We start from the raw sequence: 15,853 nt of genomic DNA, 5'->3' as shown, positions 1-15,853 counted from the left end.
CTACAGGTATTTTTTGTGGAAATCAAAACTCTTTTACTGAGTTAGCTTGTGAAGCAATTGCCGTACTTGCTTCACGGATTTAATATTGTAATTAGCTTTGGTATAAGCATATCCAACACGGATAGAATAGGCATTTTTAGGCATTGCCTTAAAGGTGTCCTCATCTGTCCAATCGTCGCCGATAGCCAAGATAAAATCGAATTCATGACCTTTCATCAATGAATTGGCTGCTCTTCCTTTATTAATATCTGGGCGCTTGATTTCCAAAACCATATTTCCTTCCAAAACCTGTAAATTATGACCTCTGGCCATGTATTTCAGGTGGCTGAAAAGCTCTCTCATCCTTAGATCTCCAAGTCCGCTTTCCACTTTTCTATAATGCCAAACCAGAGAATGATGCTTTTCTTCGATAAATGCACCTGGTGTTCTTAAGACATAATATTCCATCACCGATCGAATATCATCTTTCCAACTATCATCCACCTCAGCGTAAAGTTCCCAGTCGGTGCTCTGATCTTTTCTGTGAACCCAAACGCCATGTTCGGCGATCATATCGATTTGTTGTCCTTTAAACCATTTCCCAAGGGTGTCTTTATCTCTACCGGAAATGATCACTACCTGAGCTTTGCTGCTAAGGTCTTTGATTAATCCTTTGAGTTCTTGATCTGGAATGGCATCCTGAGGGTTTGCTTTAAATCCTGTCAATGTGCCGTCGTAATCCAAAAAGAAAATTGGGTTTTTGGCCTTTTTGAAGCTTGATTGGATTTCGGTCATCACTTTGGCATCCACATCTTTCGAAGTCAATTCGGCTTGCTTTCCTTTGACATGCTCGATTCGATCCATAAATACCTTCACCCATTGGAATACATCGTATTTCTTCAGGCTTTCCTGCATGGCAGTAATGCGTTCTTTTTGCTCTTCTTCAGGCATGGACAAAGCTTCGTAAATCGCATCAACGACACCTTGACGGTCATTTGGATTGACTAGAATGGCATCTTGAAGTTCTTTGGATGCTCCGGCCATTTCTGAGAGTACCAGCACGCCCGTTTGATCTGTTTTACTCGCTACGAATTCCTTACAAACGAGGTTCATGCCATCTCTCAATGGAGTGACCAAAGCAATATCGGCCATGCTGTAAAAGGCACTTAACTCCTCAAAAGGAAAACTTCGATAGAAATAATGAACAGGAACCCAGTCCAAAGTGGAATATTCACTATTGATACGACCTACTAGTAAGTCAATCTCTTCTTTCAATTCCTTGTATGATTGAACCCTGTCTCGAGAAGGAACCACAATCATGATCATCGAAACCTTCCCGCGAAGTTCTTTGTGTTGCTTGAGTAATTGGTCAAATACATGGATTCGTTGAGGGATTCCTTTCGAATAATCCAATCTGTCAATGGTAATGATCAGTTTTTGCTCGCCAACCTTGGTTCTGAAATCCTTGACGATGTTTTGAGTTTTTCTACTTTTTGCCTGCTTTGCAAATTTATTGTAGTCAATTCCCATCGGGAACGAATCCACATTGATGATTCTATTTTCAGCTTGGATATAGCCGCTTTCGCCAGACATTCCAGTGATCCTACTGACAGCACTCAGGAAGTGACGCATGTCATCATAGGTGTGGAAGCCGATCAAATCAGCTCCACAAACCCCTTCAAGAATTTCCTTCCTCCAAGGGATCATCCTGATAATTTCATAAGAAGGGAAAGGAATATGCTGGAAGAATGCGATGGTCGCATCCGGTAAAATCTCCCTCAGCATTTGCGGTAGCAGCATCAACTGATAGTCATGTACCCAGATGGTATCATCTGGATCAGCTTTTTTGATGATCGCTTCGCAAAATTTCTGATTTACCCGCACATAGGCATCCCAATGGTCAGGATTGTAAACCATGTATTGAGTAAAATAGTGAAAAGCCGGCCAAAGGGTTTCGTTACTGAAACCTTCATAAAATTGCTCCACATCTTTTTTGGTCAAAAAAACCGGAGCCATTTTCAGATCATGAAGTTCAATGATAATCTCAGCTCTTTGCTCGGCATCATCGACGGTGTTTCCGGGCCAGCCTATCCAGATATTTTCTCCGGATTTATAGATGGAATCAAGACCTGTGGCGAGTCCGCCAGCACTTGGTTTAAATTCAAATTTGCCGTTGCGGTGACGCAAACTAATGGGCAATCTATTGGATACTATGATGGTTTTTGCCATGGGTGGTATTAAGTTGAAAAACGAGAATGAACATAATTTTCATTCAATTAGGCGTATGTGAGAAGATAGGGATTATCCCCGTCTTTTAAAACAAAAACAGGGCTAAAAGCCCCATTGTTCATGATTTCTTAAGATTAGATTCAAATTCTATTAAGTAGCAAAGGCAAAAAAAAGCAGCTCTTTTGGAGCTGCCTTCTATTAATTTGATTGTGCCAAACGATCTGGTTTGGTACTGATATTATTCCAGATAAATTCTCCTACCGAAAGACCCTGAGTTACTCCATAATCGATGGCAGGCATGTAGTGGATTCCACCATAAAAACGGCTGATTGCTGCTTCTTTGTAGGCTTGGCTAAAGGAATTATACTCTCTCACCGGTAATCCATAAGCTACTTCTGAACTATCCACTAAATGGAATTCATCCCCAAGTAATTGACCTAAGGTATAGCCTGCTGCAGAAGATGCAACACTATGACCGCTGGTGTGTTCCGGGAATGGGGGAGTCTGCAAAAGCGGAACCCATTCTTCGTCGATATACTGATTGATATAAGTTTCTGGTCGGATCAGGTTGCTGCGATATTTTTCATCCCAACAGGAAATAAATGCCTCATTTAGGGCAATTCCGGTCAGTACAAAAGTTTCAGCAGTTCCTTTCCAATCTTTTCCGGCTGCTTTACTAGCAATAGCTGCAATACTCATCCAGTGTCCACCTGGAGTGATCTTTTTCTCTGCAAACATCACATGTCCTTTGACATTCATTTTATATGGGTTGCAATCCCAAAACAAAGCGATTTCTTTTTGCTCTGTTCCGGCATTCACCGCAGCATCATAGACTTCTTTCGCAACTTTATAAAATTCAGAATTTGGGTCTGTAGAAAAAGGTGGCGGAGCCAATGGCTTAAACTGAGCTGCCGAATCCAAAACGAAAGTTCTGATTTTGTTCCAATGTGGCTCAATAGCCTCCATATAAGCTGGAGGAGTTGGTTCCCAAGTCCCGATTTCTCCAGTTACGGTAAACTTTGGAAAAGAGCGACTTTGGTGGTAATTGTCTTTTGCATAATATGCTTTGATGGCATCACCGACTTCTTTACCAAATGCGATAGAAGCCTCAAATACATCTTCTGGAATTCCTTTTTCTTTTAGCTCCGCATAGGTTGCATCACGATGCTCGTTCATCATGTCCTCAGAGAAGATCAGGCTTGTACCCACGTAATAGTATGCTGCCAATGAAGCCAAAGGCAGGTACACTTCTTCACTTGGTGTGAATGTTGTTTTCTCGGAACCATTTAACTGGCCCAAAAGAGAAACATAATTTGGATCAGTGCTAGCTGCCACTTCATAGGCCGCTAAACTGGAATAAGAATAAATTCTAGCTGCTACAGGGGGAGAAAAAATATCATGAATGATTACTTCAGTAATTCTATTCTGGGCATCCGCCAAATAGGTTCCATCTGTAATAGCATTGGAATAATCAACTTTTTTCTGGCATGAGATCACAGAGAACAGCAAGCAAATGCCAATCATGGTTTTAAATAAACGCATTTTATTTTTCCTCAGATTTGATGAATGGGGTGTAAATTTAAGGTAATCAGGAGCCAAGCTCAAGTTTTTTTAGAAATGATAACCTTTTTTGGGATCATAAAAGTATTGGAAATAAAGAACGAAGCAAATGATTTTGCTCACCTTTTCATCCAATACACCGATCCATTGTTTGTAGGGAGGATAATATATTCCTTTCCTGCAACTGAAATAGGTGCGATTTGCCTGATTTCTTTATGATTGGAAACATTAGAAGCAACCTCTAATTTTTTCCAACCTCCTTGATTATAACTCCAAGATTGGACAGAAAGTGCATTGTTTTTTCCGAGATCCACTCTAAATCCGGAAAAATTCCCTGCCAAATGGAGGCGTTTACTTTCTGGATCCCAGTAGCTTTTCATGATTGGTGACCATTGCCCGGAATAGGGTAGAGGTTCAAATTGGAAGCTTCCATCGGGCTTTTGAAAGTAAACTCCGGATCGTAATTCGTAAACAGCAAAGGAATTTGCCGGGTCTAAATTTTTCAGCAAATCTTCAGGTTTTGATGTCTGGGAATATTGGAGATAACTGTTATGCTGTTTTTTCAAACTGGGAATTTGTTTGATCAGATCGTCTCTTGTTGCAAAAGGCACCAGTTTATTTTCCATGTAGTGAAAGATCAATGGGTCTGCTTGCCCATTGGAATCGAAATCCTGATGATATAGCCAAAGTGGTTTTTCCCGACTTGCTTTCAGCTTTGAGTTCAGCCCTAGATTTCCTGCGAAAATATCCTTTAAGCCGTCTCCATTAATATCTGCTATTTCCAATGTCTGAATCCAACCTGCTGAATTTTCGAGACCTCGAATCTGAACTTCCTCGAGTTTTTGATTCTGAGAATTTTTAAAAACCCGAATCTTTTGCCAGTCACCGCTTAAAACCAATTCATTGATTCCGTCATTGTCCAAATCCTCCCAAACTGCAGAATTGACCATGCCCAGCTGGGTTGAGGATCCCAACCATTTATCAGTTGCATCACGGAATTGACCATTTCCCTGATTGATAAGAATCGAGCTTTTTGGAGAAGCTCCATAATCTCCAGAAACTACTGCGGCTCCTACGAAAATATCTAAATCTCCATCTTGGTCCAGATCATGGATAGCCAAAGTGGAGGTGTTTTCACCTATCGGAGGAAGTGCATTCGGAAAGAACTGAAACTGGCCATTTCCCTTTCCAAAATAGATTCTATCAAATAAGAATAAATTTCCAGACTCATTTTCATTTCCTCCGCTGCCGACATACAAATCCAAGATTCCATCTCTATTAAAATCAGCAAAGTCGGCAACCACATCTTCTGCCTTTGCCATTTGAATGAAAATTTGGTTTTGCACTTGCTCAAACTCTCCTGTGCTATTCTGAAGAAAAATTGCTCCGGCTTGGTCTTTTGCACCACCAAGATATACATCCTCCAATCCGTCATTATTGATATCGGCAACGGCCAAGGCCGGGCCAATTGCAGCAAATGACCTAGGAATTAAATATTCTCTTTTAACTTCATCCACATCTGTCTTCTCCTGATGCTCCCAAGCGATAACTGGGAAATCATCAGAGTGAGAATTGATCTCTATTTCATTCTGAATTGATTTTCCACTGCCTTGCTTGATAGTAAGTCTCTGATTTGCCGAAACCGCTGGAAAGGATTCAATATTTCCATCAGACCAACGGACAGCGATAGAATCAATTTGTGAAACCTCGCCAAGGCCAAAAACTAAATTTGGAGAAACGGCAGATTGAAATCCTCTGGCATTACTAACTGTTTGAGACCAAGTTTTATCCTTCGCAAACAGACTGACTTTTGATCCAATCCCGAAGGTATTTAAAGAGTTTTCTTTCAAGTCAACACTTAGGAAATGATTGCCGCTTTTCTCAGTACTATTTCTATAAATAAAAGCAGGCTGATTCAGATTATTGACGATCAAATCCAAGTCACCGTCATTGTCAAGGTCGGCGTATGTGGAGCCGTTTGAGTAGCTAGGTTGATCGAGTCCCCAAGTAGTGGCCTTGTTTTCAAATTGGAGATCCCCAGTGTTTTGAAAAGCATAGTTTGGCAATAAAACAGAAGGTAGCATGTCAATTTGCTTCCGCCGTAACTGATCCATATTGGTGTTGGGATCCACTTCCTGGCTATACTGAATAAAGTCCAAGTCGTTTGGCCTTTTCACAATTCCGTTCGTGACATGGATATCAGGTAATCCGTCGTTATCCATGTCGAAAATCAGAGGAGACCAGCTCCAATCTGAAGCCGAAACACCAGAGAATAATGCCAGTTCACTGAAATCACCATTGCCTAAATTCACCTGAAGGTGATTGCGGACATATTGGTCATTATAGCCAAATTGTTTTTTGATTTGATAGACTTCGGACTTGTCTTCACCCACAGACTTCATCCAGATTTCAGGATCTTCAGGAAGCATATCCGTTGTAAAAATCTCAGGTAAGCCATCTCCATTGAGGTCAGCCAAATCATTTCCCATGCTATACCGGCTGGTATTGGAAATCATATTTTCCAAAGACTCTACAAAGGTTCCATCCTGCTGGTTGAGATAGAGGTAGTCGTTTTCTGTAAAGTCATTCGAAACGTAAATATCCGGCCACCCGTCATTGTTGAAATCTTCAATCCCTACACCTAAGCCGAATCCAAGAATACTGGAATAAATTCCAGCTTCTTCTGTCACTTCTATAAATCCTCTTTCGCCTTCAGAAGCAAGATTTTTAAAGAGTTTATCGCCTTTCTCATCGGGATTTATTCGGTTTTTAGAAGGTGAAAATACCTCTGGAGATTTGATGGAATGGTTCAGTAAATACATGTCCAAATCTCCATCTCGATCGTAATCAAAAAATGCTGCTTGGGTGCTGAAGCCTACAAAGTCAACTCCATATTCTGATGCAAGGTCGATGAAAGTACCATCACCTTGATTGATATATAACTTGTTTTTTCCTTGAAGGCCAAGATAATCGCCGACCTGTGAAACATAGATATCCAAAAGGCCATCACCATTCACATCAGCCATGCTTGCCCCTGTTGACCATCCTTCAGAACCAGTTACACCAGCTTGCTCGGTGATATCTTCAAATTTGAAATCCCCCTTGTTGAGGTATAGTTTATTGGAAACTTGATTCCCGGTAAAATAGAGATCTATCAAGCCGTCATTGTTAATATCACCAGCTGCCACACCTCCTCCATTGTAGAAATACAGGTATTCTAAAATGTTCAGTTCGTTAGTAGAGGTCAGCGAGTTTTCAAACTGGATTCCTGTCTGGTCTCCTGGTAGTAATTCAAAAAGTGTTTCCTCAGACTTTTCATCACAAGCAACTAAAGAGACCAAAAGGAATAGAAAGAAATAATTGAATACTTTCATGAATCTCATTTGTAATCCCAAATCTCAGCTGCTGCACTGTTTTTCACTACCAGAAGCTTATTGTTTTTGAGAAGCCCAAATGCGCGGACATCCCCATCTATTTTCAGACCATTTTCAGCATTTTTCCAATAGTCGAAGGTGCCATCTCCTTTGCCCAAAAGCACATCTCCATAGCTGGCATCGTATTTTCCAACTTCCGGTTTTGCCTGGAATAAATTTCCACCCAAAATCAAATCTAAATTTCCGTCCTCATTTAAGTCTAAAACAGCAATTGCAAAAACGTAAGAGCGTTGAGCCATTCTAGGGAATGGTTTCCATGAAAATTTTCCATTTCCTTCATTCATAAGAACGCCGGACTCCAGATTATTCACTTCGCTGATGATGGATCGATTGACAGTTTCAGAAGGGAAAATATCTGTGATCGTTTCATTATTATAATTGCTGTAGCGCATGTATTTCTTTTTGATCGATGGAATTTGACGCTCCAATTCATGCTTTAAAGTGTACGGAACTTGAATTCCTCCCACTTCATGAACGAAAATATGTTCGACAGATCCATTTTGATCAAAATCATTCAAGAACATTTTTACGGGAGATTCAGGTGAAACTTTGAATCGAGAATTCAAGCCATTATTTCCTAAAATCAAATCCGGCAGACCATCCTTGTTTAAATCAGCCACTTCCACAGCTCGGTACCATCCCTTTAGATTTTCCAATTCCGGCATTTCGATCTTTTCTAATTTACCGCTGTTATTTTTTAGGAAAATCGGTGCTGTCCATTCACCTACTAAAACCAAATCATCACTTCCGTCCTGATCCCAATCAATCACTGTTGCATCGGTAATCATGCCTATTTCAGTCAGTGAAGGAGCCAGAGAACTTGTCTGATCTGTGAAGTTTCCTTTGCCATCGTTTATGAAAATAGTGCTACTTGCCGGAGCTCCATAGACAAATGGTACCAACCGGCCTCCGACGAATAAATCTGGAGCTCCATCTTTATTCAAATCAATGATTTTAACCACTGAGCTACTTCCTCGGGTACTTTCAAAATCAGATTGACTGCTTTTGCTGAAGTTTCCCTTACCGTCATTGAGGTATAATCTGTTGGCTAATTCAATTGCTCCAAGCCCGGATTCATTTCCACCTGAAGCTACCACCAAGTCCAATGCGCCATCTCCGTTAGCATCAAAGAACACCGCATCTGTATCTTCTGAAGTCACATCATCTGCGAAAACTGGCTGATCGCTAAAAACGAAACTGCCATCTGCTTTTCCTAAATATAATTTGCCCGGAAAACCTTTTGCTCCACCAAAGAATAAGTCATCAACTCCATCGCCATTTACATCTGCTTGAGCAAAGGCTGGTCCTTCGGTCGAGTACATATGAAAAGTCAGTCTGTCCCGGTCAAAATCCACCATTGGGTTTTCTTGATGAACAAAATCAATTTCATCAGTTGACTCTAAATGGAAGAATGCAGGAGAGGGTTTTTCGAAAAAGTGTTGGGAAGAATCCATTGGCAAAGCATCTTCCCACTTTAAGGTCAGTAATTGATCTGTTTGGGTCTGACCTGTTGAAGACATTGTTCCATCAGGCCATAAAACCAATACATTATCGACACTCGTATTCTTACCAAGTCCAATTGTGATTTTAGGATCTACAGAAGATTCAAAACCCCGGTTTGGCATTTGCTCCACATAAAATGTTTCATCCCCTGCCAATACTTTAATCTGAGCACCGATGGCTTGGGTATTCATTCCTTTTCCCACCAGCTTAAGCTGAATAGAATGGTTTTCTGTATTTAGAATTTTTCCCTTGTTCTTAAAGATGGAGACTGGGTTATTGACATTATTTACTACCAGATCCAAGGTTCCGTCATTATCCAAATCCCCATACGCCGCACCATTTGAATGCTTTGCTTCTCCAAGTCCCCAAGTATCCGTGATATTTTCAAACTTCAAATCACCAAGATTTTTATAGGCATAATTTGAAACAGGATTGGAAGGAATTGGATCAATTAAGGCTTTGTAATCCACGCCTTGTTCAGAAATGATTTTAATCTTCGTTTCTTCATTATCGATGAAATTGAGATAATCCAGATCCGTGATGTCTTGATAAATGCCATTGGCGACGAAAAGATCCCGCTTCCCATCATTATCCATATCAAAAATCAAAGCACCCCAACTCCAATCTGTTGCCTCGATATTGGCCATTCTCCCCATTTCACTGAATGTTCCGTCACCATTATTGACATGAAGCATATTTCTGGATAGTTGGTAATGGTATCCATGGGATTTATTGAATTGGAATTTATCCCAGTTTTCGAATGTGGTTACTTGCTTTAAGCGTTGTTGAGGCTCAGGAAGCATGTCTGTGACGAAGATATCCAATAAGCCATCTCCATTGATATCCGCTATGTCAGCACCCATCGAGGCAGCTGAAATAGAGCGCATGGATTTCTCCAGACATTCTGTAAATGTGCCATCCTGATTGTTGATATAGAGGTAATCTCTTTCAAAAAAGTCATTGGAAATAAAGATGTCAGGCCAAGAATCTTGGTTTACATCTCCAATGGTAATTCCTAATCCAAAGCCGATAATCGACCCATAAATTCCAGCTTCTTCACTGACATCGATAAATTTTCCATTCTCATTTTTGAATAATTTATCTCCGCCCACAGGGTCTCGATTTGGTCGCTCATTTTGCATCTTATTGAAGCTTCCAATTGCCTGATAGCTATTGTTAAGAAGGTAAACGTCCAAATCTCCGTCTTTGTCATAATCAAAAAATACAGAATGGGTAGAGAATCCTTGATCTGCTAAACCATAAGATTCAGCTTCCTCCGAGAAAGTACCGTCACCTTGGTTGATAAAGAGTTCATTCTGCTTGTTGTCACCAGAAATATCTCCGGAATTACAGACATAAATATCCAGAAAACCGTCGCCGTTGATGTCTGCCATGGCGACTCCAGTACTCCAAGCCCTTGAACCGGCAACCCCAGCTTTTGAGGTCACATCTTCAAACTTAAAATCGCCTTTGTTCAGGTATAATTTATTCTCCCCAAGATTAGATGTCAAATAAATGTCCAGCAGTCCATCGTTATTTACATCACCCAAGGCCACGCCGCCACCATTGTAATAATTACGATAAGTGAAAATATTGAAGCTTTCGTCAAATGAGAGGTCATTTCGGAAATCCACTCCGGAAACAGATGGACTGATTTCTTCAAACAGGGTAGGAGTCTCTGGTTTTTCTTCCTGACAAGAGAAAAGAACGGTGATCAAGAATAAGAATTGGAATCTGTTTTTCATGATGGGTTCTCTTCTATTTTTTCTTGCACTACTAAATCTAAAATTTCTACTCGAACGGTGGAAATGTGTTTCTTGAATACTCTGATTCTTCGGTTTCCGTCTACTTTCACAAATGCGATTTGACTTTTGTCTTCATTGGAAACTTCAATGAATCCAGGGCCATACCACTCTTTTAATAACTCCAATACATCTTCCCTCAAATTTTCCACAGAAAGTTCTTCATTCCAAGGTGCCCAGCCATTATAAGAAAACTCCATAGGCATCATATAAATTTTGTCATCCTGAAATTTCGGGTAAAACCTCATTTTGGCAGGATTTCCTGAAGGTAAGTTGACTTCGTATTCAACAGACAATTCCGTAGGTCCGTTCATCAAAACCCCTTCACTGTTTAATTCCCAACAAGTGTCGAAGAAGTCTTTTTTATTCATTCCCAACTCCAACCCCAGAAAAAGCTCGTTTACAGTTTTTCCTGAAGCCATTTCTTCATCCACCATTTTCTGATAATCGGATTTGCAGCCAATCAAGCCAAGTAAAATCAAGGCAAGAAAACTACTGTATTTTGTAAGCAATTGTATTTTCATTATTTCTCAAAAAGAGTAAATGATTTTCATTTTGAATTGATAAGGTTAGGATGTCCCTAATTTCTCCCGGCACGTAAATGCCACTTTGCTCTGGAAGTAATGCCTTCCAATGGTTTTGGTTATCGCGTTTAATTGCCCAACCAAAACTACCCATTTGACTTCCTAATTCTGGTTTTATTTTACTTTGATTTCCTCCGAAAACCAACATTTGTTCTTGCTCCTTTGTCTTAATTGAACGGATCGCATAAACAGGTGCTGATTGTATTTCCTGAGGCAATTTCAATTCTACAAAGCTATTTTTGCCATTGTTCAACCATGCTTTGGTCTCTAGAATATCAGCTTTTAAAATTAAAGATTTTGCCAAGACATCTTTTGGAAATAGCTCTTCCAAACTCTTGTTTTGATAGGAGGCATAAGTTGGCAACTGCTTTCTCAAAGATGGTATCTGGCGGAGAAGGGTGTTTTTCATCAACCAGGGAATGGATTTCATTCCATCAGAACTTACCAAAATATGATCAAGCGCTCCATTTTGGTCGAAGTCATTGATGTAAAGCTGCAATTGATTTGTGGAGGAAGTTTTCAGGCGGCTATTCAATCCTAAGTTGCCGGCGAGAATATCCGGCTTTCTGTCCCCATTGATGTCTTCCAAGAGAAGGACATTCCATAAACCATTCGAGTTCGCAAATCCAAACTTTTCAGTTTCTTCAGCAAATGTACCATCGCTCAAAGTGAAAATCCGGATTGGCATCCATTCTCCTGCTACAACCAATTCAGGCTTAGAATCCAAATCTAAATCCGTCCAAGCTGCACTTGTCAACATGCCGATTTCGGAGAAGTCAAAACCAAAAGAATCAGAAATATCAGTGAAATTACCCTTTCCGTCATTTTCATAAAACTTGATCGGAGCAGGAAGTCCATAGGCAAATGGAATAGACCGAAAACCGATGATGAGGTCCTCATCGCCATCTTGATCCAGATCCTCAGAAAGGATAAATCCTGTTGACAAGGTGGCAAAGCTTGAATTTGAAAGAGTGAAATTCCCTTTACCATCATTTATGTAGAGACGGTCCTGATAACTCGAAGCTCCATTGGCAAATTCAATTCCACCAGCACCAATGATCAAATCCTGAAATCCGTCTCCATTGGCATCAAAGAAGTGCCCTAAAACATCTTCAGATAAACTATCTTGATTGAGTACACTTTCCGAACTTCTTTTAAATTCACCAGAAGAATTTTGCAGGAGGATCGCAGAACTTTGCCCTTTGGCTCCAGGAATAAAAAGGTCTTCCAAACCATCTCCGTTCACATCTGCCTTATCAGCTTTTGGCCCTTCATTGCTGATCATCCAAAACCGCAATCTGTCTCTGTCAAAATCAATAAAGTCACTTTCCTGATGCTTAAAAGGGATGATTTTTTCTGAAGTTAAAAAGATAGAATTCTCTCTTAGATTGATTTCTTTTTCAAGTTCTTGCTCGTCTTTCTTTACTTCCAAAATCTGATTTACTGCGATGTTTTTGAGTTTTTGGACAGAGCCATTGGGCCATAGAATTTTTATCGAGTCTACGTTGCTTGCATTGCCAAGTCCAAAATGAATTCTCGGATCAACGGAAGACATATATCCTTTAACTGGCTGGAATTCCTGGTAAAGCATTTGATCTCCGACATAGCAGGTTACCTGGCTTCCAAATTCCTGCCCCAAGTCTAATGTTAGGTAGTTGGAGTTGGATTGATCAGTGCTAGTGTTTTTATAAATAAATGCTCGGTCATTCAGATTATTTACAACTAAGTCTAAGTCGCCATCATTATCTAAATCACCGTAAGCTGAACCCGTGCTGAAGGTATTTTCCTGCATTCCAATAGAATCAGCCAAGTTTTTAAATTTCCAGTTTCCAAGGTTTTTGAACCAGTAGTTCTGTTGTGGGTTGGAAGGGAACTCATCGATCATTTTTGTGAGGAGCACAGAATCTTTTTTGTATTCATCTATATTTCCCTGGTTGTTGACATAGAAGTCGACAAAGTCAAAATCAGTGAGATCTTTGACAATTCCATTGGCGACAAAAACATCTTTTAGACCATCGTTATCCGCATCGAAAATCAAAGCGCCCCAGCTCCAATCCGTTGCTTCCATACCTGTTTGGCGGGAGACTTCAGAAAATATCGGTTGATTTGACCCCGGCTGAAAACCTAGATTTCTTTGTAAAGTATTTCTTGTGAATTGATGATGATAGCCGGATTTGATGTTTGCCTGATATTTATCCCAATCCTCTAGTGGAGTTTTTGTTTTGACGCGTGAAAGTTCTGCAGGAAGCATTTCTGTGACAAAAATATCAGGACGGGCATCATTGTCAAGATCGGCAATGTCAGCTCCCATGGACCCCATACTGATTTCAGAAACGAGATCAGGTAATTGTTCCCGAAAAGTACCATCCTGATTATTTAAATACAGGTAATCTCTTTCAAAAAAGTCATTGGAAACATACATGTCTGGCCAGCCATCTGCATTGAGGTCAGCGACAGTGACTCCAAGTCCGTAGCCGATTGCACTCCCATAGATCCCTGCTTCTACGCTTACATCTGTAAACTTTTCTCCATCATTTCGATACAGTCTATTGCCTCCTGTTTCGTCTCGGATTTCTCTTTGTCCTTCTCTGAGATCGTAAATACCTACAGATCTGGTGGAATTGCTTAAAAGGTAAAGATCAAGATCTCCGTCTTTATCAAAATCAAAAAATACCGCATGCTGGGAAAGCCCCTCATCAGCTAATCCGAATTGGGTGGATTTTTCAGAAAAGGTGAGATCCCCATTATTGATAAAAAGTTCATTATGTCTTTTTGCTCCACCGGGAGGGCCAGATTTACAAACAAAAATGTCAGTCAGGCCATCACCGTTGACATCGGCCATACTTACTCCTGTTGACCATACATTGATGGATTCCAATCCTGCAGATTGGGTAATGTCTTTGAATTTTAAATTTCCCTGATTTAGGTAAAGTTTATTGGAAGTTTGATTGCCTGCGAAATAAATATCGATTAACCCGTCTTGGTTGATGTCCCCGAGAGCTACACCAGCTCCATTATAAAAATTCCTAAAAGTATAAGGGTTGATCTTTTCAGTGTATGATAGGTCATTACGAAAATCTATTCCTGTTTCAGATGCTGATAATAATTGAAATAAAGCAGTGCTTTCCTTGCGGTCTTGAGAACAAGAAATAAGTACTAAACAAAGGAATAGGATGTAAGTCCTAGTGATCATGGTGGGTTTGAAAAAAAGGAAGTACACGATCGTGTACTTCCTTTAAGGTAATAAATAGCATGTTAATTAATAACCTGGATTCTGAGTCAGGTTAGGATTAGCATTAATTTGTTGTAATGGAATTGGGAATAATGCTCTGAAAGGCTCAGATGCTCCTTTTTCCCACCAAGGTTCATTCCACTTCCCGAATCTGATCATGTCAGTTCTTCTAGAAGCTTCAGCAAATAATTCATACCCTCTTTCATTGTAGATATCCTCCAAAGTCAAGGAAGTATATTCAGGCATGTTTGCTCTAGTTCTAACTTGATTGATTGCTGTCAATGCCTCTGCTGTATTACCTTGACGGAAAGCAGCTTCTGCTTTGATCAAAATAATGTCAGATAGACGGATCAACGGATAATCGTTACTCATGTTAGATGGTGAACCTGAAGCAAATTCGAACTTGCCAACTCTAACACCAGCTTGTCTTAAGGCGTTTGGAGCCAACATGTTGATTTCTGGAGTGAAAGTCAATGGCTCTCCATCAGGATCATTTGCTTCTGCAGAAATATCATTCAATCTAGTACCATCAGCAGCAAACTGAGGGCCTTCCAAGAAGCTTTGCTTTCTTACGTCGTTATCATCAAAACCATTGTAGAACTCTTCCAAAGAAGCATAACCATTCCATGGCTGCTCTTGCAAGTTGTAAGTGTTCTGGCTTAGGTAGTGAAGAGTCATCTGTACCAAGTTGAAACCACCTGCATTGTTCTCATCATAAGGAAGAGTCAAAATGTTTTCAGTAGATCCACCATTTCTTGTAGCAAAGTTGCTGAAGAAGTTAGAAGACAATGAATACATTCCACTATTGATAACTACGTCAGCTGCCGCTTCTGCATCAGCCCATCTCGCAGTGCCAGTATAGATTTCAGCATTTAGATAAAGCTTCGCAAGCATTGCGTGAGCTGTGTAATAATTGATAGTGGTTTTGGTGTTGGCCTTAGTCAACAAATCCACATTATCCATGATGGATGACTCAATGAAGTCAAATACTTCTTGTCTGGAGTTATTAGTAGGGTTACCACCTGTAGATGCTTCAGTTACAATTGGAACATTACCGAAGCTATCGATTAACCAAAGGTAATTTAAAGCACGAAGAACTTTCAATTCAGCTACCAAAGCTTCTACATCAGGGAAAGAAGTAATCAAGTTGTTGATTTCACCGATTGCAGTAAAGCAATAGTTCCAAGAGTTGTTGAACGCTTCGTCAGATGGAGACCAAGTATGTCTGTGCATTCTTAGCCAAAGTCCACCATCTTCCCAGTCAGCACCTTTTTGTGGAATTGCCATTTCATCAGATGCTATCTCATAGATAGACCAGATACTGTTATGGCCACCCCAGCTTCCTACGATTCTTGAATAAGCTGAAGCTTTCAAAACGTCAATCAATTCTGGGTTGTTACTATTAGCCACATCTTCAGGAGTAACTCCGTCGAGGACTTCCTGATCCAATTCCCAACATGATCCCAGCAAGAAAACCACTGGTACCATTAGACAGATTTTACTTATATATTTTAACATGTCTCTGATTTT

At 40.2% G+C, this 15,853-nt stretch carries 7 protein-coding genes; all 7 read right to left on the bottom strand.

Features of this window, described 5'->3' with window-relative positions; translation table 11 throughout:
- Positions 1 to 33 precede the first annotated feature (33 nt).
- On the bottom strand, positions 34 to 2,208 hold the full coding sequence (locus tag FHS59_RS08015) for a bifunctional alpha,alpha-trehalose-phosphate synthase (UDP-forming)/trehalose-phosphatase (RefSeq protein WP_184494626.1): 2,175 nt from the start codon (positions 2,206 to 2,208) through the stop codon (positions 34 to 36).
- Positions 2,209 to 2,406: 198 nt separating this feature from the next.
- Entirely contained in the window at positions 2,407 to 3,750 is a 1,344-nt protein-coding gene (locus tag FHS59_RS08010; RefSeq protein ID WP_184494625.1) for a vanadium-dependent haloperoxidase, read from the bottom strand.
- A gap of 137 nt (positions 3,751 to 3,887) precedes the next feature.
- Complete coding sequence (locus FHS59_RS08005) at positions 3,888 to 7,142, bottom strand: VCBS repeat-containing protein (protein ID WP_184494624.1); 3,255 nt, start codon at positions 7,140 to 7,142, stop codon at positions 3,888 to 3,890.
- A 5-nt stretch (positions 7,143 to 7,147) separates the two neighbouring features.
- Positions 7,148 to 10,450 carry a VCBS repeat-containing protein gene (locus FHS59_RS08000; RefSeq protein WP_184494623.1) on the bottom strand — a complete coding sequence of 1,101 codons (3,303 nt, stop codon included), beginning with the start codon at positions 10,448 to 10,450 and terminating at the stop codon, positions 7,148 to 7,150.
- Positions 10,447 to 11,031 carry a hypothetical protein gene (locus FHS59_RS07995; protein ID WP_184494622.1) on the bottom strand — a complete coding sequence of 195 codons (585 nt, stop codon included), beginning with the start codon at positions 11,029 to 11,031 and terminating at the stop codon, positions 10,447 to 10,449. The genes FHS59_RS08000 and FHS59_RS07995 overlap by 4 nt, the downstream gene beginning before the upstream one ends.
- The gene (locus FHS59_RS07990) at positions 11,000 to 14,284 is read right to left on the bottom strand and encodes a VCBS repeat-containing protein (RefSeq protein WP_184494621.1); all 3,285 of its coding nucleotides are present in this window, start codon (positions 14,282 to 14,284) and stop codon (positions 11,000 to 11,002) included. The genes FHS59_RS07995 and FHS59_RS07990 overlap by 32 nt, the downstream gene beginning before the upstream one ends.
- Before the next feature lie 66 nt (positions 14,285 to 14,350).
- Complete coding sequence (locus tag FHS59_RS07985; RefSeq protein WP_184494620.1) at positions 14,351 to 15,841, bottom strand: RagB/SusD family nutrient uptake outer membrane protein; 1,491 nt, start codon at positions 15,839 to 15,841, stop codon at positions 14,351 to 14,353.
- Positions 15,842 to 15,853: the final 12 nt, after the last annotated feature.

Source organism: Algoriphagus iocasae, assembly GCF_014206875.1.
In the GTDB taxonomy this organism is placed as follows: domain Bacteria; phylum Bacteroidota; class Bacteroidia; order Cytophagales; family Cyclobacteriaceae; genus Algoriphagus; species Algoriphagus iocasae.
The sequence above is the reverse complement of the archived record's forward strand: the minus strand, read 5'-3'. Positions and strand labels throughout refer to the sequence as shown.

What these genes read in the sequence shown, in the direction of transcription:
- FHS59_RS08015 (WP_184494626.1), bottom strand. Translation starts at nt 2,208, where the DNA reads ATGGCAAAAACCATCATAGTATCCAATAGATTGCCCATTAGTTTGCGT.
- FHS59_RS08010 (WP_184494625.1), bottom strand. Translation starts at nt 3,750, where the DNA reads ATGCGTTTATTTAAAACCATGATTGGCATTTGCTTGCTGTTCTCTGTG.
- FHS59_RS08005 (WP_184494624.1), bottom strand. Translation starts at nt 7,142, where the DNA reads ATGAAAGTATTCAATTATTTCTTTCTATTCCTTTTGGTCTCTTTAGTT.
- FHS59_RS08000 (WP_184494623.1), bottom strand. Translation starts at nt 10,450, where the DNA reads ATGAAAAACAGATTCCAATTCTTATTCTTGATCACCGTTCTTTTCTCT.
- FHS59_RS07995 (WP_184494622.1), bottom strand. Translation starts at nt 11,031, where the DNA reads ATGAAAATACAATTGCTTACAAAATACAGTAGTTTTCTTGCCTTGATT.
- FHS59_RS07990 (WP_184494621.1), bottom strand. Translation starts at nt 14,284, where the DNA reads ATGATCACTAGGACTTACATCCTATTCCTTTGTTTAGTACTTATTTCT.
- FHS59_RS07985 (WP_184494620.1), bottom strand. Translation starts at nt 15,841, where the DNA reads ATGTTAAAATATATAAGTAAAATCTGTCTAATGGTACCAGTGGTTTTC.